The following is a 21,416-nucleotide window of genomic DNA, read 5'->3' as shown; positions in this document are numbered from 1 at the left end:
ACTCCTCCATCAGGGCCCGAATCGGGCCGGACGCGGGCCGGACGCGGACGTTGCGGAGACCTGCGGACCTGGCCCGGCGAGGCCATCGGTCCGGGGCCGCACATCCCCCGCCCGGCGGGCGCCCTATCCACCCGCACAGGTATTGTCAAGAGGGCAAGACCACCCTATCTGGACGGAGAGCACGCGTGACGCGCAGCGTGTACGTGACCGGGATCGACCGGGGAGACGGCCGGCAGGTCATCGAGCTGGGAGTCATGGAGCTCCTGACCCGCCAGGTGGACCGGGTGGGCGTGTTCCGCCCCCTGGTGCACGACGGGCCCGACCGCCTCTTTGACCTGCTGCGCGCCCGGTACCGGCTGTCGCAGGACCCGGAGACCGGGTACGGCATGTACTACCAGGAGGCGTCGGCGCTCCAGGCCGAGAAGGGCACCGACGAGCTGGTGACCCGCATCGTCGACCGCTTCCACCAGGTGGCGCGGGACTACGAGGTCGTCCTCGTCCTCGGTACGGACTTCGCCGACACCCAGCTGCCTGACGAGCTCGCCCTCAACGCGCGCCTGGCCAACGAATTCGGTGCCTCGGTGATCCCGGTGGTCGGCGGCAAGAAGCAACCCGCCGACGCGGTGCGCGCCGAGACCCGCAACGCGTACCGCGCGTACGAGGCCCTCGGCTGCCACGTCCTCGCCATGGTGGCCAACCGGGTCGCCCCGATGGACCGCGCGGAGGTCGCCGAGCGCCTGGAGGCCCGTCTCCCGGTCCCCTGTTACGTCCTGCCCGACGAGCCCGCGCTGGCCGCCCCCACGGTCGCCCAGATCACCCACGCCCTCGGCGGCAAGGTGGTGCTCGGAGACCACGCGGGTCTGGCGCGCGACGCCCTGGACTTCGTCTTCGGCGGCGCAATGCTGCCGAACTTCCTGAACGCCCTGACCCCCGGCTGCCTCGTCGTGACCCCCGGCGACCGCGCCGACCTGGTGGTGGGCGCGCTCGCCGCGCACAGCGCCGGGACCCCGCCCATAGCGGGCGTACTCCTGACCCTCGACGAGCGCCCCGGCGACGAGGTGCTCACCCTGGCCGCGCGCCTGGCGCCCGGCACCCCGGTGGTCTCGGTGGCCGGCGGTTCGTTCCCGACCGCCGGTGAGCTCTTCGCCCTGGAGGGCAAGCTGAACGCCGCGACCCCCCGCAAGGCGGAGACCGCGCTCGGCCTCTTCGAGCGGTACGTCGACACCGCCGACCTGCTGGCCCGGATGTCGGTGGCCCGCAGCGGGCGCGTCACGCCGATGATGTTCGAGCACGAGCTGCTGGAGCGGGCCCGCTCGAACCGCCGCCGCGTCGTGCTGCCCGAGGGCACGGAGGAGCGCGTGCTGCGCGCCGCCGATGTGCTGCTGCGCCGCGACGTGTGCGACCTGACGCTGCTCGGGGACGTCGACGTACTGCGCAAGAAGGCCGCCGACCTGGGCATCGACCTCACGAAGACGCAGCTCATCGACCCGCAGACGTCCGAGCTGCGCGACCGCTTCGCCGAGACGTACGCGGCGCTGCGCGCCCACAAGGGTGTCAGCATGGAGCTGGCGTACGACGTGGTGGGCGACGCCAACTACTTCGGCACGCTGATGGTCCACGAGGGCCTGGCCGACGGCATGGTCTCGGGCTCGGTGCACTCCACCGCCGCGACCATCCGCCCGGCCTTCGAGATCATCAAGACCAAGCCGGACGCCAAGATCGTCTCGTCCGTCTTCTTCATGCTGCTCGCGGACAAGGTGCTGGTGTACGGCGACTGCGCGGTCAACCCGGACCCGGACGCCGTCCAGCTCGCGGACATCGCCGTCCAGTCGGCGGCCACGGCGAAGAAGTTCGGCGTCGACCCGCGGATCGCGATGCTGTCGTACTCGACCGGCAGCTCCGGCACCGGCGCGGACGTCGACAAGGTGCGCGAGGCCACTGAACTGGTGCGCGCCGGCCGCCCGGATCTGCTGGTGGAGGGGCCGATCCAGTACGACGCGGCGGTCGAGCCGTCGGTCGCCGCCACCAAGCTGCCGGGCTCGGAGGTCGCGGGGCAGGCGTCGGTGCTGATCTTCCCGGACCTGAACACCGGCAACAACACCTACAAGGCCGTCCAGCGCTCGGCGGGCGCCGTCGCCGTCGGCCCGGTCCTCCAGGGCCTGAACAAGCCGGTCAACGACCTGTCGCGCGGCGCCCTGGTGCAGGACATCGTCCAGACGGTCGCCATCACGGCGATCCAGGCCCAGGGCGAGAACGCATGACTTCCACCCCGAACCGAGAAGGCGCCGTACCCGTGACCGCAGCCCACCGCATCCTCGTCCTCAACTCCGGCTCGTCGTCGGTGAAGTACCAGCTGCTCGACATGCGCGACAGCTCGCGCCTCGCTGTCGGCCTGGTCGAGCGGATCGGTGAGGAGACCTCGCGCCTGGTGCACAGCCCGCTCACCGGCGACGGCGGCGAAGGCTCCGGGAAGCGTGAGCGCACCGGCCCGATCGCCGACCACGAGGCCGCGCTGAAGGCGGTCGCGGACGAGCTCGCGCGCGACGGGCTGGGCCTGGACTCCCCCGAACTGGCCGCCATCGGCCACCGCGTGGTCCACGGCGGCCTGAAGTTCAGCGCGCCGACCGTGATCACCGACGAGGTGCTGACGGAAATCGAGCGGCTCGTCCCGGTCGCCCCGCTGCACAACCCGGCGAACATCACCGGCATCCGCACCGCCCAGGCGCTGCGCCCCGACCTGCCGCAGGTCGCCGTCTTCGACACCGCCTTCCACACGACGATGCCCGAGTCGGCGGCCCGCTACGCGATCGACATAGAGACCGCCGACGCGCACCGCATCCGCCGCTACGGCTTCCACGGCACCTCGCACGCCTTCGTCTCGCGCGAGACGGCGAAGCTGCTGGGCAAGGACCCGTCCGAGGTCAACGTCATCGTGCTGCACCTGGGCAACGGGGCTTCGGCGTCCGCCGTGCGGGGCGGGGAGTGCGTGGACACATCGATGGGACTGACCCCCTTGGAGGGTCTGGTGATGGGTACGCGCTCCGGTGACATCGATCCCGCGGTGACGTTCCACCTCAAGCGGGTCGCCGGAATGAGCACGGACGAGATCGACGTATTGCTGAACAAGAAAAGCGGGCTTGTCGGTCTTTGCGGTGACAACGACATGCGGGAGATACGCCGCCGTATCGACGAGGGTGATCAGCGGGCGCTGCTGGCTTTCGAGATCTACATCCACCGGCTGAAGAAATACATCGGCGCTTACTACGCCGTTCTCGGCCGGGTCGACGCGGTGGTGTTCACTGCTGGTGTCGGCGAGAACGCGGCGCCCGTGCGCGCGGCGGCGATCGCGGGCCTGGAGGAGCTGGGACTGGCGGTGGACGCGGATCTCAACGCCGTACGGGCGGATTCGGCGCGGCTGATCTCGCCGGAGTACGCCCGGGTCGCGGTCGCTGTCGTACCGACCGACGAGGAGCTGGAAATCGCCCGGCAGACGTATGCGTTGGTCAACGCCTGAGCGGCCTCCCGCCCATTTGTACATTCCACCAGACGGAATATTCCGCAGAGAAACAAACCGATAGGATCCGCCTCATGCGCCGTTCCAAAATCGTCTGCACACTGGGTCCCGCCGTCGACTCCCATGACCAGCTCGTCGCCCTGATCGAGGCCGGCATGAGCGTGGCCCGATTCAACTTCAGCCACGGCACCCATGCCGAGCACCAGGGCCGGTACGACCGGGTCCGCAAGGCCGCCGAGGAGACGGGCCGCGCGGTGGGCGTGCTCGCCGACCTCCAGGGCCCGAAGATCCGGCTGGCGAAGTTCGCGGAGGGCCCGGTCGAACTGGTCCGCGGGGACGAGTTCGTCATCACCGTCGAGGACGTCCCCGGCGACAAGTCGGTCTGCGGCACGACCTACAAGGGTCTGCCCGGCGACGTCTCCAAGGGCGACCCGATCCTGATCAACGACGGCAACGTCGAGCTCAAGGTCACCTCGGTCGAGGGCCCGCGGGTCCACACCATCGTGATCGAGGGCGGTGTGGTCTCCGACCACAAGGGCATCAACCTGCCGGGTGCGGCGGTCAACGTCCCGGCCCTCTCCGAAAAGGACGTCGAGGACCTGCGCTTCGCCCTGCGGATGGGCTGCGACATGGTCGCCCTCTCCTTCGTACGGGACGCGGACGACGTCAAGGACGTCCACAAGGTGATGGACGAGGAGGGCCGCCGGGTCCCCGTCATCGCCAAGGTCGAGAAGCCGCAGGCCGTCGAGCACATGGAGGGCGTCGTCATGGCGTTCGACGGTGTGATGGTCGCCCGTGGCGACCTGGCCGTCGAGTACCCGCTCGAAAAGGTCCCGATGGTGCAGAAGCGGCTCATCGAGCTGTGCCGCCGCAACGCCAAGCCGGTGATCGTCGCGACCCAGATGATGGAGTCGATGATCACCAACTCGCGCCCGACGCGCGCCGAGGCGTCCGACGTCGCCAACGCGATCCTGGACGGCGCGGACGCGGTCATGCTGTCCGCGGAGTCCTCGGTCGGCGCGTACCCGATCGAGACCGTCAAGACGATGTCGAAGATCGTCGTAGCGGCCGAGGAGGAGCTCCTGTCCAAGGGCCTCCAGCCGCTGGTGCCGGGCAAGAAGCCGCGTACGCAGGGCGGTTCCGTCGCCCGCGCGGCCGCCGAGATCGCGGACTTCCTGAACGGCAAGGCGCTGGTCGCCTTCACCAAGTCCGGCGACACGGCCCGTCGGCTGTCCCGCTACCGCGCGGCGCAGCCGATCCTGGCCTTCACGACCGACGTCGGCACCCGCAACCAGCTCGCGCTGAGCTGGGGCGTCGAGTCCTTCGTCGTGCCGCACGTCGACAACACCGACGCGATGGTCGACCTCGTCGACGCCGAGCTGCTCAAGCTCCAGCGCTACAACCAGGGCGACACCATGATCATCACCGCCGGTTCGCCCCCCGGCGTCCCCGGCACCACCAACATGGTCCGGGTCCACCACCTGGGCGGCGGCGAGAGCGCCTAGTACCGCTTCTGTACGCAACAGCTGTGGCCCGCACCGAAGTCACGACCACTCGGTGCGGGCCACAGCTGTGAGGACCCGCCGTGAAGACGCGCTGTGAAGGTTTGGCGAACGGGCAGAACCCGCTTCGGCACCACTGGCGCCTGCCGATTAACGTGCGTGTGACGAACGTTGACGACCGTGAACTGAGACATGGGGGAGCACGGCGCGATGGGTGCAGGCTTCAAAGTCGAGATCGGCGAACTGGACGGGCTCGTCAGAGAACTCCACCGGAGCCAGGAGGAGATGCGCTCGGCGCTGAACGCGCTGCGCGACACCGGCCCGAAGACTACGGGCAGCAAGGAACTCGACAACGCCTGCGACGAGTTCCACGACAGCTGGGACGACGCGATCAAGAAGATCGCGGATGGTACGCAGGTCATCGAGGACAAGCTCAAGCAGACCCGCGACACCTACCGGGACGTCGAAGCGGCCATCCGGGACGGCTTCGCCGCGAAGGGCGGCGGGAAGTGAGCGACAAGTACCCCACGCTCGGCTTCGACCCCGCGCCCGGTGACTCCGGCAACGTGGGCTCGCTCGCCGCGCGTACCAAAAAGGCCGCGACCGCGCTCGACACCGCGCAGAACAGCATCAAACGCCTGAGGCCAAGGAAGCCAAGGGAAAGGTGACCTCGGCGGAGAAGGCCAACGACGCCGCGACCGGCCGCTACAACCGGGCGGCGGCCGACCCCGCGTTCCGGCTGACGGGCCAGGTCTTCACCGGCCCCGCCCTCCAGGAGGCCCAGGCGAAGGTCGACGCGGCGAACGCGCGACTGAAGCAGGCGGACGGTGAACTCTCCGGCGCGTCGGCGCAGTTGGATCAGGCCCAGCGCGAACTCGAGGAGATCATCAAGCGGGCCGAGCAACTGCTTGAGGAACACCAGGACGAGGCCCGCAAGGTCGCGGGGCAGATGCGAAAGGCGACGGACGGCGCTCCCGATCCCGGCTTCTGGGACCGGCTCGGCGACAAGTTCAAGGAGATCGGGCACTCCATCCAGGAGTGGTGCGCCAGGAACAAAGACCTGCTGAACAAGATCGGTGACTGGCTGGGAAACATCTCCGCCGTACTCGGCATCCTGGCGCTACTGACCCTGTGGTGCCCGCCGCTGTCCGGGGCGCTCGCCCTGGCAAGTGCGGGATTCTCGGCGGGGGCCCTGCTCTCACACGGTGCGGCGAAGATCGGCGGGGCCGACGTCGGACTGATGACCCTCGCGGACGACGCGATCGGCATCGTCCCCGGAGCGGCGTTCGCGAAGACCGCGATCACCGGCACGGTGAAGGTGGTTACGACCGCCGGACGCAGTGTCGATGAGGCGATGCACGCCGCACGCATTGCCGAACTCGCCTGGGAGCACTCAGTGGCCAAGAACCTTGGTGCGAGCATCGGCGAAAGAGGGCTCAGCGAGGTCATCGGGCGTATCCCCGGAGTGCGGAACATCGATTCCCTGCAGTCTGCGTTCCGCGCCGACGGGTCGCTTGATCCCACCTCCTGGTGGTCGAAAGGCCCCCTACTCGCGTCCCAGGTGCCCAGCACCGCAAGCGGCATCTACGACAGCGTCACAGGACAAAAGTGATGACGAATCCCCCAACCGACGCCCCGGTACTTCCGGTACTTCCCCGATCGGCACTGCTCCTCTGGTTCGCCGTGCAGTGGATCGCCATTCCCCTCGAAGTCCTGGCACGCATCGCGGTCATGGCAGTCAAGATTGTTGGAGACGCCACTTCCGCCGACGGGATCGACCCTCGCCGCGCCGTGGCACGGGCAACTTCGCTGCGCAGCCTGCGCTTCCAGATGTCGCGTGACCCGGCAAAGCGAAAGGCTCACCTGGAGCAGAAGGTCGCCGTACTCGCCGAGGAACTCCGCACCCAGCGCTTCACTCTTGCCACCTCCCTCTTCCACGCTCCCAGGTGGAAGGCGAGCTCAGGAAGCAAGGGGCTCACGCTCCGTCCCCGTGACTACCGCGGCATCCCGAAGAACACCATCGAACAGATCGTTGCCTCCCACGGGCTTCGCCTCGCGGGTGACGGCAGCATCGGAAAGAGTCTGCGCATCTTCGAAGGACAGCTGTGGGAGGAAGTGGCATGACCTCCCCTGCCGAACCGGAATTGCATCTGGACATCCCCGGTGGATTCCGCTCCTTGGGGCTTGACCTGGCCCCCGAGGCCCAGGTCGAACAGCTTTGGTCCATCGCGAAGGAGATCTGGCCGACCGGAAGCGATTTCCAACGCGAAGTCGCCTTCCACTCGTACCGCGAAATGGCCGACCACGCCCTCGCGGAGAATTCCTTCTACGCCGGCTTCTGCCTGGACGAGGCACCGGACGGGCGCCTCACCACCGCCTCCCTGCTGGCCCGGCTCGACCCGCTGGACGAGCCGGACGCCGAGCTGTCGGCACGCGGCCTTTTCGAGGCGCTGTCCGTGAACGAGAACAACACGGTCGAGCACCTCCGTGTCCCGGCGGGTCCGGGCGTGCTCGTGCTGTGCGGCCTTCAATGGCAGTCCGAGCCGGGGGACGACACGGCACCTTCCCTGCCCCTCGCCCGTGCCGACGTCTACCTCCCCCTGACCCGCATGGGCCGGCTCCTCGTCCTGAGCCTCACCACTCCGTCGCTGCCGGATCTCCCCTTCTACGTATCGCTGCTGTCGAAGTCCGCCCACGACCTCACGGTCTCCAGCGGCGCAGAGCCTCCCCCCGCCACGGAAAACTGCGGCGAACGACGAGGCGCCGTCATCGATCAGGTCAGAGCTGACTTCGGGTAGGCGAAGAGGAGACTCCCGTGTCTTCTCCTGCGCATGGGTGTGGCCCGCATTCTCGATGAGGATGCGGGCCACATGCCTGTCTGCGGCTCCCGGGAGGGCCTGGGGGATCAGCTGTTGGCGCCGGTGAAGAAGTTGTGCAGGCCGGGGACCTTGAGCGTGCCGCCGAACTGGCCGGCCTGGGTCACCTTGACGTTGGTGAACATGGCGACCGGGACATTCAGCGGCGGCGGGGTCTCCGGGCTGAACGTGACCGGGATGAGGCCGAAGAGGTTGCCCTTCAGCTCCTCCGTGTACATGGTGACCGTGCCGTTGCGAATGGTCGACTTGGAGCCGCTGGCCGCCTGGACGTGGGCCGTGGTGCCGTTGGGGCCGACGACCTTCTGGTGAAGGTCGTTGATGTCGGTTTCCTCGGCGGTGAACTTCAGGACCTTCTTGATCTTGCCGCTGCCGGTCCTGACCTCGACGATGCCCTTGTAGTCGAGCCCGCGCAGGGTGAGCATCGAGCTTTCCAGGATCCACGGGTCGTCCGGCAGGTCCGGGATGTCCTGTTCGAGCTCGGCGTTCGCGAGGGCCTCGGGGTCCGCCGTCGGGCAGGGGAAGGGCTTCTTGCCGTCGGCGTCGGCCGCGGGGTCGTCCGCCTTGCCGTCGGCCGCGTCGTCCCCGTCGGCCGCGTCGTCCGCAGTGCCCTTGGCCTCGTCCCCGAGCTCCTCGACCTTGACGCCCGCCTTGTCCGCCGCGTCCCTGATGGCGTCCTTGGTCTTGTCGGCCGCGTCGCTCACCGCGTCACCCACCGGGTTCTCGGCAGCCGGGTCCTTCGGGTCTCCGGCGTCGGGCTTGTCGACATCGGGCTTGTCGGCATCCGGCTTGTCGGCATCCGGCTTGTCGGCGTCGGGCTTGGTCGTCGAGCTGTTGCCGTCGGCCGCGGGCTCCGTATCGGAGGGCTCCGGAGCAGCGGTTTCCTTGTCCGGCCCGTCGAGTACGTCCTTGATCGCGTCACCCACACCCAGCGGGTCGAGCGGGTTCTTGGTCTCGCTCTCCGTCGGAGTCGGAGTCGGAGTCGGAGTCGGCGTCTGCGTGACGGTCTTGCCCGCCTCCGGCTCCTTGGTGGGCTCGGTCGTCGGAGCGGTGGGAGGCGCGGTGCTGCTCGCGCTCGCGTCCGGGGTCTCGCCGGGCTTCGGCGTCTCGGCCGGCTTGTCCGGCGTGGTGCCCGGACTCGGGGTGGCCGACGCCGAGGGCTTGGCCGACGGGGACTCGGACCCGGAGGCGTCCGGCTCGGGGGTGTCGGAGCGGGTTACGCAGGGGCCGGGGGCGAAGGGGTTCGTCACCTGGTCGTCGGCGAGTGCCAGCTTCGGGGTGAGCCCCATGCCGACGAACACCGCCGTGGGCATCGCGGCCAGAGCCATCGCCTTGCCCGCGGGTATCTGCAGCTTCGTCAGGAGCGACTTCTTCGGGGCCGCGTGACGCGGCCCGCTTCTTTCACGGGCCCGGTCGCCTCCGGCCGCGGTCAGCTCCGCCTCGTCACCCCGCACTGTTCCTCCCGCCATTGGCGTCAACAGATGTGTCGGTTGCGTACGTGTGGTCCGTGCCGGCCGGGCCACCCGGGCCGCCGACCGGCTCGCCGCCCACGGGCACGGGCGGGGCCTGACCCGTACCGGCCGCGTACTCACCGGGCGCGTCCGGCTTGGCCGGTGCCCAGGAGATGGACAGGGCTCCGCCGGTCAGCGCCAGCAGGAAGCCGACCCCGAAGCCGCCCAGATTGGACACGGGGATCGAGACGAGCGCCAGCAGAATCGAGGCGACGCCCGCGAAGACCCGGACGATGTGGTGGTACCACATGGTCAGGCCGAGAGTGACGAGCAGTACGCCGATGATCAGTGAGCCCGCTCCCGCGGTGGTGGCCATGGCCATCGTGAGGTGGCCGATCTTGATTTCGGCGTACGGAAGCCAGGCGATCGGCACACCGCCCAGAACGGTGAGCAGGCCCGCCCAGAACGGCCGGCCGCCCCGCCAGGCACGAAAGCGCAGCCGCCAGTAAGTGAAATCGCGGCTCGGACCCGAGGACTCGGCGCTCATGGAAAACAGCTCCCTGGAACCGGTGTTGCTGTGCAGAGATGAGGGAGGGACAGCGGGCGGGACGACGTATCACGTGCCCCGCCCGCAGAAGGAGTGCTTAGTAGCACTCCTTGACGCCCTTGTGGAGCTTCATGCTCAGACCACTGAGCTTGAAGGTGCCGGCCGTGGTGGCCCACGCCTTCTGCTTCACCTTCGTCAGCACGGCCTCGTCGGCCTGCTGCGAGAAGCCGTACGGGTTGGCCCTGGTGCCCGGCTGGATACCCGGGCCCTTGGTGGCCTTGCCCGCCGCCACACCGATGTCGATGTTCTTGAACTCGGCGTTGGCGCCCAGCTCCTCGACATCCAGGTACAGGTTCTCTGCCTTGACCGGCGTACCGTTTCCGCCAGCGGTGAGCTGGAGGGAGATGTTGCCGAAGACCGGGACGTTGGGCGTCACGACCGACTGGCACATCTTGGTGATCTCGGCGGTCTTGAACGCCGACACCGCGACCGGGTGGACAGCCTTGTTGCCCTCCAGGTCGGTGCCTTCGGCCAATCCTCCGTACTGGAAGAAGCCCTTACCTTCGAGCCTCTCCGCGCTGACCTTGAAGCTCTGGCCAGAGACGCTGAACGACGCCGCGAGCGCGCCCTGTGCGAGGGCGACACCTATCGCGGCCGTCGCGGCCACACTCGGCACCATGACGACGGCGAACCGCTTCCATCTGGTCCCGCCACGAACTGCAGACTCCATGACTTTCCTCCTTCTCGGACGTACATCTCCGGTACGGGCAGGGGCCCGCAGGGGGATGGGAGAAGTGCTACGTCCTCGGGAAGGAGAGCGCCCGTATCGGAGGCGCGAACGACTTCCGAATCACCGGCGATCACCCCCGAGCGACAACCACTGGCCACGCATTCGCGCAACCTGCTGGACAGGCCCCGCCGTTCGGCAGAGACCCCCCTGTCCACGGCCGGCGCCACTGTCGCCGACCGGCTCGGTGGGGAACCAACGGGACCGCGGCACCGATTGGCTGTCGGGCTGGTGCGGTATTGGACCGAGCGTGGCCGATCGTGGTGCATTCGAGGCCGGGACACAAGGGGTTCGTTACTCGCTAGTAACGGCCGGATAACCGAAGCGCGACCGGCCGGTATCGAGGGGCCACGGACGGTGCCGCCAAGTGACGGCAGAAACGCAGTGATTGTCGCCCAGAAACGGGCAGAACACCTTGATGGACTTACTACGAGTAACAGCGGCCGCGTTTACCAAGTTTCAGTAAAGCGCGGCCGCCTCTTGTCACTGTGTCGCCAAATCAACCCTGGTTGCACCAGGGATACCACCGGTCAGAAGAGCACCCTCGCCAGCGCGGCTCGCGCCTGCGCCACGCGCGGGTCGTCGCCGCCGATCACCTCGAAGAGGTCCAGCAACCGCACTCGCGCGGCGTCACGGTCGTCACCGGCCGTACGCCGCACCGTGTCGACCAGACGCGCGAAGGCGTCCTCCACGTGTCCGCCGACCAGATCCAGGTCGGCCGCGGCGATCTGCGCGGCGACGTCGGACGGGTTCTCGGCCGCGTCCTTGCGCACCTGCTGCGGATCGAGCCCCTGGACGCGCGCGAGGAGTTCGGCCTGCGCGAGGCCCAGCTTGGCCTCGGTATTGCCCGGGTCGTCGACCAGCACGTTCTTGTACGCCTGCACCGCGCCGCCGAAGTCGTTCGCGTCCAGCGCGCGCGCCGCCGCTTCGAGCAGCGCGTCGTACGGACCGGCAGGTGTCTCGGCCGGCTCGGCCGCACCCGCACCGGCGCCCGCCTCCGCATCGACGGCGATACCCGTCAGACCGAAGCGCTCCTCCGCGACCTGGATCAGCTGGTCCAGCGTCTCTCGGATCTGCGCCTCGGGGGCCGCGCCCTGGAAGAGCGGCAGCGCCTGTCCCGCGACCACCGCGAAGACGGCCGGGATCCCCTGAATCCCGAACTGCTGCATCAGCATCTGGTTGGCGTCGACGTCCACCTTGGCGAGGAGGAAGCGACCGTTGTACTGGACGGCGAGGCGCTCGAGAAGCGGGCCGAGCTGCTTGCACGGCTCGCACCACTCGGCCCAGAAGTCGATGACGACCGGGACTTCGGCGGAGCGCTGGAGGACATCGCGCTCGAAGCCGGCCTCATCGACATCGATCACCAGACCGGCCGGGGCAACGGCTCCGCCGCCCCCACCGCCCCTGGCGGCCTCGGCGCGCGCCTGCTCCGCCTTCTGCCGGGCTTCGCCGGCTGCCTTCACCGCGGCGAGGTCGACGACGCCGCTCATGGACATGTTCCTAGGCTGCATGCGTACATCCTCCCCCTTTCGCGCGCGGTAGAGAAAAACTTGTGCCCGTCCGGTGCCAGTACACGGCGGTACGGCCACCGAATCGCCACCGGATACGTGAACCGGATGCACGAACCGCGCCCGCCCGCAGCCCCCCGCCGGTTGCGGGGCGTACGGACGAACACGGCCCAGGGTCCCGAGGAGGACCGGTTTCGGCGCGGGGTCCCCACCCTCGCGCCAGTGGCTGTCGCTCTTTCGCTACTGGTCGTAGCGTAACTCGAAAACGGGCCGCCGTGCGCCCTCATACGGTGATCTCCCTCACGGACCGCGCTGACACCCGCCACCCGGCTATCTACACGCCACGTACACCACCTACCGGCCGGTATGGTCGCGCTCATGCCATCGAGCCGCCCCCCACACCCCTCACACAGCACCCAGACTCCCTCCCGCACCGGCCGCCCCCGCAGCGTCGAGGCCCATGCCGCGATCCTTGAGGCGACGAGGGCGGCGCTGGTGGAACTGGGCTGGTCGAAGCTGACGATGAGCGACGTGGCGAGCCGGGCCCGCGTGGCCAAGACGACGCTGTACCGCCGCTGGGCGAACAAGAGCGAGCTGGTCGTCGACGCCGTGGCCGTCCTCTTCGACGAACTCCGGCTCCCCGACCGGGGCAGCCTGACGGCTGACATCCAGGGCGTGGTCCTCCAGTTCGCCGCGCTGCTGGACCGGCCCGAGGCCAAGACCGCGCTGATGGCGGTGGTCGCGGAGTCGACACGCGACGAGGCACTGCGTGAACGTATCCGCTCGGCGATCGTCGACCGCCAGAAGCGCCTGGTGCTGCTCGGCCGGGAACGGGCGCAGGCGCGCGGCGAGCTGCCGTACGAGGAGGACCCCGCGCAGGCGGCCCGTAACGCGGACCTGATCTTCGACGTCATCGCCGGCGCCGTGGTGCACCGGGCCCTGGTGAGCGCGGAACCGGTGGACGGTGACTGGGCGCACACCTTCTCGCTCCTGCTGGTGAACGGCCTCACGGCGGGACCGGCAGCCGCGACCTCTCCTCAGACCTGACAGCGGCCGACCGCGAAGCCCTGATCGTCACACCTTCGAGTGGCTAGCGCATGTTCATGCGTACGTCCGGGCATCATGCGGCAACTCGCACCAGCTGACGCGCCAGTCTTACGGGGACGAGCGGCCGTTCCGCAGGGTCACAGAGCCGCAGGCCGTCGTGGCCGGCGCCACTCCCTTTCGAGCGTCGGGCCGGCGCGTCCTGGGCGTTCGTCGAACGAGGGAGCATGACCATGCAGGCGGATTTCGGTCACGTCCTGGACAGCCTCGTCATGCGCGACCGCGACACCGGCGATTCCCGGGGCTTCGGCTTTGTCAACTTCAGCAACGCACAGGAAGCTGACGCGGCGATCCGAGCTTTGAACGGCACACAGCTGGACGGCCACAAGATCACGGTCAAAGTAGCCAACGCGCGGTGAGGCTGGGGAACTTCTAGCCAAGCCCCGGTCCGACACATCCCCCGCGCCACCTCTCCCCAGTCCGATGCGGACGGCCGTCGTCCAGGAGGTGTCTACCTCAGGAGCCATTGCCTGGTCAGCTCCATCACCTCCACGCGGCTGCGACCGCCGTGGTCGGCGGCGATGAAGTGGGTGCCGATCCGCACGGAGAAGGTGATCATGCAGCGGACTTCGACGTCGTCCTCGTCGGGGCAGAACGAGCGGAACAGCGAGCGCAGGTACTCCATTCGCCGGTTGTCGACGCGTCGGAGTCGCTGCGCGACGGCCTCGTCGCGCCGGGCCCAGTCGCGGATCGCGAGGTCTGCCGTGGTGCCCGTCATCGGTCCGTCGCCGAACGAGGCGACGATCGTGAACAGCCGCTCCAGCTTGGTCCTGCCGTCTCCCCCGCCGCTCTCGACCTGCTCGATCACCCGCTCGGTGACCTCGTGCTCCCACGTGTCGAGCATCTCGGTGAGCAGCGCGTCCCGGTTGCCGAAGTAACCGTAGAAGCCGCCCTTGCTGACGCCGAGCGCCTGCGCCAGCGGCTCGATCCGGACGGCCTCCGGGCCGCCGGCGGAGAGCGCGCGCAGTCCCTCCTCGATCCATTTGCCGCGAGGTGTGCGGGTCACGCCCATGGTGTGTGTTGCCTCACTTCAGCCTTGTTTATACGGCACCGCATATACGCCACCGTATAGACGGTGCTAGCTTCGTCTATACGCCATCGTATAGATAGGGGCTTGCTCATGAGACTCCCCAAAACCGCGCACACCTCCCGCCCCTGGCGGATCCACGAGATCGCGGACGACTTCCACCTCGAAGACGTGTGGGCGCTACCGACGCCAGGCGGTCCCGACGACCACGCACGACTCGTGCGCCAGTTCACGACCCCCGACACCGACCACGCGTCACCCGTCTCCTCCCCCGTGCCGCGCCTGCTCTTCGCGATCCGCTGGAAGCTCGGGGCATTGCTCGGCTGGGACAAGCCCGACACCGCCATCGGCGCCCGGGTGCGGACGCTGCGGGACAGGTTGCCGACGGACCTTCGCGAGGGCCCTCGGGGGACGGACATCGCGACGCTTCCGTTCACCTCCGTCTACCAGACGCACGACGAGTGGGTGGCGGAGATGGCCAACCGGACCGTGCACGGGGTGATGCACATCGGCTGGGTCCCGGACGGGGCCGGCGGTTACCGCGGCCAGATGGCCGTGCTCGTGAAGCCGAACGGGCTGTTCGGCGCCGTCTACATGGCAGGTATCAGGCCCTTCCGGTACCTCGGGGTGTATCCGGCGCTGATCCGATCGATCGGACGGAGGTGGCACGCGAACTCGGGCGAGAGGAGCGCGGGCTGACGCCGCCACACAAGACGGCCCGGAAGCATCACACGGATGCGCAGAAGTACCCGTCACCGGCCGGGCGCCCACCTGCGCAGGTGCCCAGTGTGCGTGTACGTGTGGAATGGGGATGTCCAGCCAAACGGCCGTACACGCACCCGCCGAACCAGGGGCCGAGCCGCCCCCTGGACCGTCCGCGCCCCACCCACACACCCGCCACCCGGCAGCGCATGAGCAACCAATCGCCGGGCCTTCCCCGGGCTCCCCCCGGGGGCCGCCCCCCCCCAGAAGCATTGCGGCGGAGGTCCGGCGGTCAAGGGTTAAGCGAAGCGCAATCGCCGCAGGCGACGCGACGCAGGAGCGCCCTTGAGGGGCGGGCCTCCGACGCCAACCTTGGCAAAGGCGGCCCCCACCCCAGACGCAACCAACGCCCCGGGGCCGCCAGCGCCCTCACCCTCCTAGAATCCCGGCGGCTCCGTGTAAACGCCCCACTCGTCGCGCAGTACGCCGCAGATCTCGCCCAGGGTCGCTTCCGCCCGTACCGCTGTCAGCATCGGCTCTATCATGTTCGAGCCGTCGCGCGCCGCCGCCAGCATCGCGTCCAGCGATGCCCGTACCTTCGCGTCGTCCCGAGCCGCTTTTCGCTCCGCCAGCGTCCGGACCTGCACGCGCTCAACCTCGTGGCTCACCCGCAGGATCTCCAGGTCGCCCGTCACCGAACCGTGGTGGCAGTTCACGCCCACCACCCGCTTGTCGCCCTTCTCCACCGACCGCTGGTACTGGAACGCCGACTCCGCGATCTCACCCGTGAACCAGCCGTCCTCGATCCCGCGCAGGATCCCCGACGTGACCGGGCCGATCGGATGGCGGCCGTCCGGATGCGCCCGCGTCCCCCGCTCCTTGATCTGGTCGAAGATCTTCTCCGCGTCCGCCTCAATCCGATCCGTCAGCTGCTCGATGTACCAGGAGCCGCCCAGCGGGTCCGCCACGTTCGCGACGCCCGTCTCCTCCATCAGCACCTGCTGCGTCCGCAGCGCGATCTCCGCCGCCTGCTCGCTCGGCAGCGCCAGCGTCTCGTCCAGCGCGTTCGTGTGCAGCGAGTTCGTGCCGCCCAGCACCGCCGCCAAGGCCTCGACCGCCGTACGCACCACGTTGTTGTACGGCTGCTGCGCGGTCAGCGAGACGCCCGCCGTCTGCGTGTGGAACCGCAGCCACTGCGCCTTGTCCGTCTGCGCGCCGTACACGTCCCGCATCCACCGCGCCCAGATCCGCCTCGCCGCACGGAACTTCGCGATCTCCTCGAAGAAGTCCACGTGCGCGTCGAAGAAGAACGACAGGCCCGGCGCGAAGTGGTCCACGTCCATGCCCCGCGACAGCCCCAGCTCGACGTATCCGAAACCGTCCGCCAGCGTGTACGCCAGCTCCTGCGCGGCCGTCGCTCCCGCCTCACGGATGTGATAGCCGGAGACGGAAAGGGGCTTGTACGCGGGGATGGAGCGCGCGCAGTGCTCCATCAGGTCGCCGATCAGGCGCAGGTGCGGCTCCGGCTGGAAGAGCCACTCCTTCTGCGCGATGTACTCCTTGAAGATGTCGGTCTGGAGCGTGCCGTTGAGGACCCCGGGGTCCACCCCCTGGCGCTCCGCCGCGACCAGGTACATGCAGAAGACCGGGACGGCCGGGCCACTGATCGTCATCGATGTCGTGACGTCGCCCAGCGGGATGTCCTTGAACAGGACCTCCATGTCGGCCGCCGAGTCGATCGCGACTCCACAATGTCCGACCTCGCCGAGCGACTTCGGCTCGTCCGAGTCGCGGCCCATCAGCGTCGGCATGTCGAAGGCCACGGACAGGCCGCCACCGCCGTTCGCCAGGATCATCTTGTAGCGCTCGTTCGTCTGCTCGGCGTTGCCGAAGCCGGCGAACTGGCGGATGGTCCAGGTCCGGCCCCGGTAGCCGGTCGGGTGCAGGCCACGGGTGAAGGGGTACTCCCCGGGCCACCCGATCCGCTCGAATCCCTCGTACGTGTCACCGGGGCGCGGCCCGTACACGGGGTCTACGGGGTCTCCGGAGAGCGTGGTGAAGTCCGCGTCGCGCTTGCGGGCCTTGTCGTAACGGGCCTGCCAGCGGCGGCGGCCTTCCTCAATCGCTTCAGCGTCCATACCTTCGAATTTACTAGGACGTCCTAGTAAATGTCGATGGCAAACCGCCACGAGCCTCGCTCGTGGCGGTCGGTGAGCCCAGGGTTACGCCTTCGCCGTGGCCGGGCTCGCGTCCGCGATCAGCGGACGGGCCTCGCGGCTGATCTTCGGCTCGACGAAGAAGGAGGCGAAGGGGATACAGCCGGCCGCCAGCACCCACAGCAGCTTGCCGAACGGCCACTTCGCCTTGGTGCCGAGATCGAAGGCGAAGACGACGTAGACGATGAACAGCACACCGTGGATCTGCGAGATCAGCATGGTGTCGCCGGTCGCGAACCCGTACTTCGCGATGATCGCCGCGGTGAACACCAGCAGCCACACGGCGGTGATGTACGCCATCACCCGGTATCGGGACAGCACATTCGACTTCATGGCAGTGAGCGTAACCGGGTTCAATGGGCGATCTTCGGGCGGGGCGGGCGGCGGCCGCCCGTGTCGCGCCCGTACCGCGTCCTACTTCTCCTCGAAGTCGTGCGCCGCCACCCGCAGCGGCCGCAGCATCGCGAAGATCTCCGCGCACTCCTCGGCGTCGTACGCGCCGAGCCCGAAGTCCATCGCCATCAGGTCGCGGGTCGCCGCCTCCACCACCTCGCGGCCCTTCTCGGTGATCGAGGCGAGCGTGCCCCGGCCGTCGTTCGGGTTCGGGCGCTTGTCGACGAGGCCGGACTTCACCAGCCGGTCGACGGTGTTCGTGACGGACGTCGGGTGGACCATGAGCCGCTCGCCGATCTTGGACATCGGCAGCTCGCCCTGCTTGGAGAAGGTGAGCAGCACCAGCGCCTCGTACCGCGCGAAAGTCAGTCCGTACGGCTTGACGACGGCGTCGACCTCGGCGAGCAGGATCTGGTGCGCGCGCATGATCGACGTGATCGCGGCCATCGAGGGGACGGGTCCCCAGCGCTGCCGCCAGAGTTCGTCGGCTCGGGCGATGGGATCGAACGGGAGGCTGAGCGGCTTCGGCACGGCGTCGACCTTACCGGCCGGTCATATCGTGAACATCCCCGTCTCGCGCTTCGGTCGATTTCGAGCCGCCACGACCAACCCCCACCCCGACCACCACGACCACCCCGACCACCACCCCCACCCCGACCACCAGTCCGCCGGACCTCCGCCGGTGTCGCAGCCGGAGGCGATATACGCGCTATGTAACGATTGCCCGGTCCATATCGTCGCCCAGTCGAACCGTTCAAGGGGGCTGGATGTCCGGCCGCAGACCGACCCGCTCGCTCATCGCCGCAGCCGTCGCCTTCCTCGCGCTGGGCGTCGCCGCCTGCTCCGACTCCGGCGGCTCCGGGCCCGGGTCCGGGCAGGCGGGTGAGTCCGCCGCCGCGCAGAGCCGGCAGAGCCAGGGGGAGAGCCGGGACTCGTCCCCGTACTGGGTCGACCCGGAAAGCGACGCCGCCCGCCAGGTCAGGGTGTGGGACGCGCAGGGCCGCAGCGCCGACGCCGACGTTCTGCGGCGTATCTCCGAGCGGCCGGTGGCCGACTGGCCGGCCGGGGACGACCCGGCGCCCGGCATCACGAACGCCGTACGCGGCGCCGCCAAGGACGGCCGGACCGTCGTACTCGTCGCGTACAACATCCCGCACCGCGACTGCGGCCAGCACTCCGCCGGCGGGGCCGCCGACGCCGACACCTACCGCCGCTGGATCGGCTCGTTCGCCGACAGCATCGGCTCTGCCCCGGCCATCGTGATCCTGGAGCCGGACGCCGTACCGCACATCGTGGACGGCTGCACGCCACCCGAAGAGCACGACGAGCGCACCGAGCTGCTCTCCGAGGCGGTCGACCGGCTCAAGCAGCAGCCGAAGACCAAGGTGTATCTGGACGCGGGCAATCCGGCCTGGATCGACGATCCCGCCAAGCTCGTGGATCCCCTCAAGCGGGCCGGCGTCGACCGGGCCGACGGCATCTCGCTCAACGTCTCCAACTTCCAGACGGACGCCGCCGTCAAGTCCTTCGGCGCCCGGCTGTCCGCCCTCCTCGGCGGCACCCACTACGTCATCGACAGCAGCCGCAACGGCAAAGGCCCGCTCTCCGGCGGCCGTACCGACGCCTGGTGCAACCCCACCGGCCGCGCCCTCGGTACGCCGCCCAGCGACCGCACCGACGACCCGCTGCTCGACGCGTACCTGTGGATCAAGCGGCCGGGCGACTCCGACGGCGAGTGCCGCGGCGGCCCGGCGGCGGGCACCTGGTGGCCGGACTACGCCCTGGGGCTCGCCCGCCGCGCGAAGACGTGAGCCGAGAAGGAAACCTCCGGAAACCTCACGGCACGTGGATCCACTTCGCCTCCGACGGCGTCCCCTCGCCGTCGGTGACGAAGAGCATGTACCAGCCGGGCGGCACCAGCGACTTGTCGCCCGGCACCTGCACCGTCACCTCGCCCCGGCCCTTCGTCAGGCCCAGTTCGATCGAGCGCTGCTCGACGTCCGTCGTGTGCGTGACCGCGCTCGGCCGCATCAGCCTGGCCCGTGCGATCCGCTCCGGATGCGCGGTCTTGTACGTCGCCTTCCCCGACGCGGCCAGCTCGCGCGGCCCGGTCCCCAGCACCGGACGCCGCGCCTTGTCGCGGAAGAGGTACGGCGGCGTGTAGACCTCCATCCGCTGCTCGAACTTGCCGAGTTTCGTGTTGTCCTTGTCGCCGAAAAGCGAATCGGAGCCGAAGGTCACCACCCGGCCGTCGGGCAGCAGCAGCGCCTCGGAGTGGTAGTTGCGGCCCACCGTCGGCTCGGCCGCCTCCTTGAAGGCGTTCGTCTTCGGGTCGTAGAACTGCGCCTTGAGGATGTTGCTGGCGCCGCGCCCCCGGTAGTCCGTCGAACCGCCACTGGTGAAGACGGTGTCGTCCGGCATGATGACACTGTTCAAGTAGCGGGTGCCCTGCGGGAGTTGGGGTCCGGTCTTGAAGGCCGGGCTGTCCTCGTCCAGGTCGATGATCGCCGTACGGCCGGTCGCCTTGTCGGACTCGCCGACTCCGCCGCCGCCGAGGATCATCACCCGCTGGTCCTGCGCGGGCGGCAGGACCAGCGAGGCAGCGGTCTCGGTCTGGTCGAGATCGGTCAGCCCGCCGACCTTCTTGAAGGTGTTCTTCCGCAGGTCCCAGATGCCTGGCTCGCGGCCCTTGTCTGCGGGCCCGTAGCCGGCGTTCGCACCGGAGTAGAAGAGCTTGCCGCCCTTGGTGAGGAAGAGCGCCGGGTACGTCGGGAAGTACCGGAAGGGCGCCTTCGACCACTTCTTCGTCTTCGGGTCGTAGTACTCGTTGTCACCGGCCAGGATGGCGCCGACGTCGTCGAGCCCGGAGACGGCGAGCACTCTGCCGTCCTGGAGGGTGACCAGCGTCGGGTACCAGCGGGCCTCCTTCATGGGGTCGACGGGTATGTACTTCTCCGTCTTCGGGTCGAATTCGTACGCCGCCCTGATCCCCTGGAAGTCCTGTTTGTCCATGGTGATCGCCTCGGCGAGGCCATACGTGTTGTCGGCGTCCTCGCCCTTGAGCCCCACGATCTCGTACTGCGCGGACTGCTTCGTGACGGCCTGCGGCCCCTCCTCGACGGCCTCGACGAAGACCCGCGCCTCTGCTGCCTTGACCGTGGTCTTCCAGGGCAGCATGCGCCCGCTCTTGGCGTACGAGATCTTGAATTCGCGCTTCGCCTTCGGCACGGTCACGTCGAACTTCGACACGTACGTGACGCCGGAGGGAGAGCGGAAACGGGTGCCCTTCTTGAAGGTGATGGGTTTGTCCGGGTTCTCGTTCTTGACGCGCATTCCGCCGCCGGCCCGCATGACCTTCTCGCCCATCACCTCGTAACGCGCGGTGCCGCCCGCCACCAGCAGCCGTCCGTCGGGCAGTTGGGCGTGCCCGGCGCAGAAGAAGTCCTCGGGGGTCGGGACCAGCTTGAAGGAGTTGTCCTGCGGGTTCCAGAGCACGGTCTCGAAGGTGCCCTCGTCGAACTTCTTCTGCTCGTTGCCCGAGCCCGCGATGATCAGCACCTTGCCGGTGTTGAGCAGGGCCGCGTGGATCGCGTTCGTACGGTATTCCTCCGGTATGTCGACGGTCGACCAGGAGCCGTACCGCGCCTTGTAGCCGGGTTGGGCGATCTTGTACGCGTGGTACTTCTCCTCCGCGAAGGTCAGCGCCGCCGGGGCGTTGAGTCCCGCGAGCACCACGACGGCTCCGCCGCCCAGCAGGGTCTTCTTGAACTTCTTCGTAGGCCGGTAGCCCAT

Annotated in this window: 21 protein-coding genes; 12 read left to right on the top strand and 9 right to left on the bottom strand. The window is 68.8% G+C overall.

What is annotated here, in order from left to right; genetic code table 11:
• Positions 1-185: 185 nt before the first annotated feature.
• From pta to J7E91_RS04950, 8 genes are all read left to right on the top strand, one after another.
• Positions 186-2,261 (top strand): phosphate acetyltransferase, encoded by a 2,076-nt coding sequence (pta, locus tag J7E91_RS04985; RefSeq protein ID WP_214899423.1) that lies wholly within the window; start codon positions 186-188, stop codon positions 2,259-2,261.
• Positions 2,258-3,514, top strand: a complete 1,257-nt coding sequence (locus J7E91_RS04980) for an acetate kinase (RefSeq protein ID WP_214899422.1) — start codon at positions 2,258-2,260, stop codon at positions 3,512-3,514. Before pta ends, J7E91_RS04980 begins: the two co-directional genes overlap by 4 nt.
• 74 nt (positions 3,515-3,588) lie before the next feature.
• Positions 3,589-5,019, top strand: coding sequence for a pyruvate kinase (gene pyk, locus J7E91_RS04975; protein WP_214899421.1), 1,431 nt, complete (start codon positions 3,589-3,591; stop codon positions 5,017-5,019).
• A gap of 207 nt (positions 5,020-5,226) precedes the next feature.
• Positions 5,227-5,529: a WXG100 family type VII secretion target gene (locus tag J7E91_RS04970; RefSeq protein ID WP_214899420.1), complete on the top strand. Its 303-nt coding sequence runs from the start codon at positions 5,227-5,229 to the stop codon at positions 5,527-5,529.
• Positions 5,526-5,684, top strand: coding sequence for a hypothetical protein (locus tag J7E91_RS04965; protein ID WP_214899419.1), 159 nt, complete (start codon positions 5,526-5,528; stop codon positions 5,682-5,684). The genes J7E91_RS04970 and J7E91_RS04965 overlap by 4 nt, the downstream gene beginning before the upstream one ends.
• The gene (locus J7E91_RS04960; protein ID WP_214899418.1) at positions 5,681-6,628 is read left to right on the top strand and encodes a hypothetical protein; all 948 of its coding nucleotides are present in this window, start codon (positions 5,681-5,683) and stop codon (positions 6,626-6,628) included. The genes J7E91_RS04965 and J7E91_RS04960 overlap by 4 nt, the downstream gene beginning before the upstream one ends.
• Positions 6,628-7,140 (top strand): hypothetical protein, encoded by a 513-nt coding sequence (locus J7E91_RS04955; RefSeq protein ID WP_214899416.1) that lies wholly within the window; start codon positions 6,628-6,630, stop codon positions 7,138-7,140. Before J7E91_RS04960 ends, J7E91_RS04955 begins: the two co-directional genes overlap by 1 nt.
• Positions 7,137-7,814, top strand: a complete 678-nt coding sequence (locus J7E91_RS04950; protein WP_214899415.1) for a hypothetical protein — start codon at positions 7,137-7,139, stop codon at positions 7,812-7,814. Before J7E91_RS04955 ends, J7E91_RS04950 begins: the two co-directional genes overlap by 4 nt.
• A gap of 107 nt (positions 7,815-7,921) precedes the next feature.
• Here J7E91_RS04950 and J7E91_RS04945 read toward each other — a convergent pair whose 3' ends face one another.
• The 4 genes from J7E91_RS04945 to J7E91_RS04930 form a co-directional block, all read right to left on the bottom strand.
• The gene (locus tag J7E91_RS04945; RefSeq protein WP_214899457.1) at positions 7,922-9,343 is read right to left on the bottom strand and encodes a hypothetical protein; all 1,422 of its coding nucleotides are present in this window, start codon (positions 9,341-9,343) and stop codon (positions 7,922-7,924) included.
• The gene (locus J7E91_RS04940) at positions 9,333-9,887 is read right to left on the bottom strand and encodes a DUF6114 domain-containing protein (RefSeq protein ID WP_214899413.1); all 555 of its coding nucleotides are present in this window, start codon (positions 9,885-9,887) and stop codon (positions 9,333-9,335) included. Before J7E91_RS04940 ends, J7E91_RS04945 begins: the two co-directional genes overlap by 11 nt.
• Before the next feature lie 97 nt (positions 9,888-9,984).
• Complete coding sequence (locus J7E91_RS04935) at positions 9,985-10,617, bottom strand: DUF6230 family protein (RefSeq protein WP_214899410.1); 633 nt, start codon at positions 10,615-10,617, stop codon at positions 9,985-9,987.
• 587 nt (positions 10,618-11,204) lie between these two features.
• Positions 11,205-12,185, bottom strand: coding sequence for a tetratricopeptide repeat protein (locus J7E91_RS04930; RefSeq protein ID WP_214899408.1), 981 nt, complete (start codon positions 12,183-12,185; stop codon positions 11,205-11,207).
• Between the two features lie 363 nt (positions 12,186-12,548).
• On the opposite strand from J7E91_RS04930, the gene J7E91_RS04925 reads away from it, so the two are divergent.
• Both J7E91_RS04925 and J7E91_RS04920 read left to right on the top strand, forming a co-directional pair.
• Entirely contained in the window at positions 12,549-13,229 is a 681-nt protein-coding gene (locus tag J7E91_RS04925) for a TetR/AcrR family transcriptional regulator (protein WP_214899406.1), read from the top strand.
• A gap of 224 nt (positions 13,230-13,453) precedes the next feature.
• A complete protein-coding gene (locus J7E91_RS04920; protein ID WP_214899405.1) occupies positions 13,454-13,645 on the top strand; it encodes an RNA-binding protein in 192 nt (63 codons plus the stop codon).
• A 92-nt stretch (positions 13,646-13,737) separates the two neighbouring features.
• Here the strand turns inward: J7E91_RS04920 and J7E91_RS04915 are convergent, their stop codons facing one another.
• A complete protein-coding gene (locus tag J7E91_RS04915) occupies positions 13,738-14,298 on the bottom strand; it encodes a TetR/AcrR family transcriptional regulator (protein WP_214899403.1) in 561 nt (186 codons plus the stop codon).
• Between the two features lie 108 nt (positions 14,299-14,406).
• Between J7E91_RS04915 and J7E91_RS04910 the strand changes: the two genes are divergently transcribed.
• Complete coding sequence (locus J7E91_RS04910) at positions 14,407-15,012, top strand: DUF2867 domain-containing protein (RefSeq protein ID WP_214899401.1); 606 nt, start codon at positions 14,407-14,409, stop codon at positions 15,010-15,012.
• 440 nt (positions 15,013-15,452) lie between these two features.
• Here J7E91_RS04910 and J7E91_RS04905 read toward each other — a convergent pair whose 3' ends face one another.
• The 3 genes from J7E91_RS04905 to J7E91_RS04895 all read right to left on the bottom strand — a co-directional run bounded on the left by J7E91_RS04905 (position 15,453) and on the right by J7E91_RS04895 (position 18,155).
• Positions 15,453-17,153, bottom strand: a complete 1,701-nt coding sequence (locus J7E91_RS04905; protein ID WP_214899400.1) for a methylmalonyl-CoA mutase — start codon at positions 17,151-17,153, stop codon at positions 15,453-15,455.
• Positions 17,154-17,237: 84 nt separating this feature from the next.
• Positions 17,238-17,564, bottom strand: a complete 327-nt coding sequence (locus J7E91_RS04900) for a DUF3817 domain-containing protein (RefSeq protein ID WP_214899399.1) — start codon at positions 17,562-17,564, stop codon at positions 17,238-17,240.
• 81 nt (positions 17,565-17,645) lie between these two features.
• Positions 17,646-18,155: a MarR family winged helix-turn-helix transcriptional regulator gene (locus J7E91_RS04895; protein ID WP_214899398.1), complete on the bottom strand. Its 510-nt coding sequence runs from the start codon at positions 18,153-18,155 to the stop codon at positions 17,646-17,648.
• A gap of 236 nt (positions 18,156-18,391) precedes the next feature.
• Between J7E91_RS04895 and J7E91_RS04890 the strand changes: the two genes are divergently transcribed.
• Complete coding sequence (locus tag J7E91_RS04890) at positions 18,392-19,435, top strand: glycoside hydrolase family 6 protein (RefSeq protein WP_214899397.1); 1,044 nt, start codon at positions 18,392-18,394, stop codon at positions 19,433-19,435.
• Positions 19,436-19,460: 25 nt separating this feature from the next.
• Here the strand turns inward: J7E91_RS04890 and J7E91_RS04885 are convergent, their stop codons facing one another.
• Positions 19,461-21,416: a kelch motif-containing protein gene (locus J7E91_RS04885; RefSeq protein WP_214899396.1), complete on the bottom strand. Its 1,956-nt coding sequence runs from the start codon at positions 21,414-21,416 to the stop codon at positions 19,461-19,463.

The organism is Streptomyces sp. ISL-99 (genome assembly GCF_018614005.1).
GTDB classification, from domain to species: Bacteria; Actinomycetota; Actinomycetes; order Streptomycetales; family Streptomycetaceae; genus Streptomyces; species Streptomyces flavidovirens.
Note: the sequence above shows the minus strand (reverse complement) of the source record. Positions and strands in the feature narration are given on the sequence as shown.

What these genes read in the sequence shown, in the direction of transcription:
- J7E91_RS04925 (WP_214899406.1), top strand. Translation starts at nt 12,549, where the DNA reads ATGGTCGCGCTCATGCCATCGAGCCGCCCCCCACACCCCTCACACAGC.
- J7E91_RS04935 (WP_214899410.1), bottom strand. Translation starts at nt 10,617, where the DNA reads ATGGAGTCTGCAGTTCGTGGCGGGACCAGATGGAAGCGGTTCGCCGTC.
- J7E91_RS04910 (WP_214899401.1), top strand. Translation starts at nt 14,407, where the DNA reads ATGAGACTCCCCAAAACCGCGCACACCTCCCGCCCCTGGCGGATCCAC.
- J7E91_RS04955 (WP_214899416.1), top strand. Translation starts at nt 6,628, where the DNA reads ATGACGAATCCCCCAACCGACGCCCCGGTACTTCCGGTACTTCCCCGA.
- J7E91_RS04885 (WP_214899396.1), bottom strand. Translation starts at nt 21,416, where the DNA reads ATGGGCTACCGGCCTACGAAGAAGTTCAAGAAGACCCTGCTGGGCGGC.
- J7E91_RS04905 (WP_214899400.1), bottom strand. Translation starts at nt 17,153, where the DNA reads ATGGACGCTGAAGCGATTGAGGAAGGCCGCCGCCGCTGGCAGGCCCGT.
- J7E91_RS04970 (WP_214899420.1), top strand. Translation starts at nt 5,227, where the DNA reads ATGGGTGCAGGCTTCAAAGTCGAGATCGGCGAACTGGACGGGCTCGTC.
- pyk (WP_214899421.1), top strand. Translation starts at nt 3,589, where the DNA reads ATGCGCCGTTCCAAAATCGTCTGCACACTGGGTCCCGCCGTCGACTCC.
- J7E91_RS04900 (WP_214899399.1), bottom strand. Translation starts at nt 17,564, where the DNA reads ATGAAGTCGAATGTGCTGTCCCGATACCGGGTGATGGCGTACATCACC.
- J7E91_RS04890 (WP_214899397.1), top strand. Translation starts at nt 18,392, where the DNA reads ATGTCCGGCCGCAGACCGACCCGCTCGCTCATCGCCGCAGCCGTCGCC.
- J7E91_RS04950 (WP_214899415.1), top strand. Translation starts at nt 7,137, where the DNA reads ATGACCTCCCCTGCCGAACCGGAATTGCATCTGGACATCCCCGGTGGA.
- J7E91_RS04930 (WP_214899408.1), bottom strand. Translation starts at nt 12,185, where the DNA reads ATGCAGCCTAGGAACATGTCCATGAGCGGCGTCGTCGACCTCGCCGCG.
- J7E91_RS04915 (WP_214899403.1), bottom strand. Translation starts at nt 14,298, where the DNA reads ATGGGCGTGACCCGCACACCTCGCGGCAAATGGATCGAGGAGGGACTG.
- J7E91_RS04920 (WP_214899405.1), top strand. Translation starts at nt 13,454, where the DNA reads ATGACCATGCAGGCGGATTTCGGTCACGTCCTGGACAGCCTCGTCATG.
- J7E91_RS04940 (WP_214899413.1), bottom strand. Translation starts at nt 9,887, where the DNA reads ATGAGCGCCGAGTCCTCGGGTCCGAGCCGCGATTTCACTTACTGGCGG.
- J7E91_RS04980 (WP_214899422.1), top strand. Translation starts at nt 2,258, where the DNA reads ATGACTTCCACCCCGAACCGAGAAGGCGCCGTACCCGTGACCGCAGCC.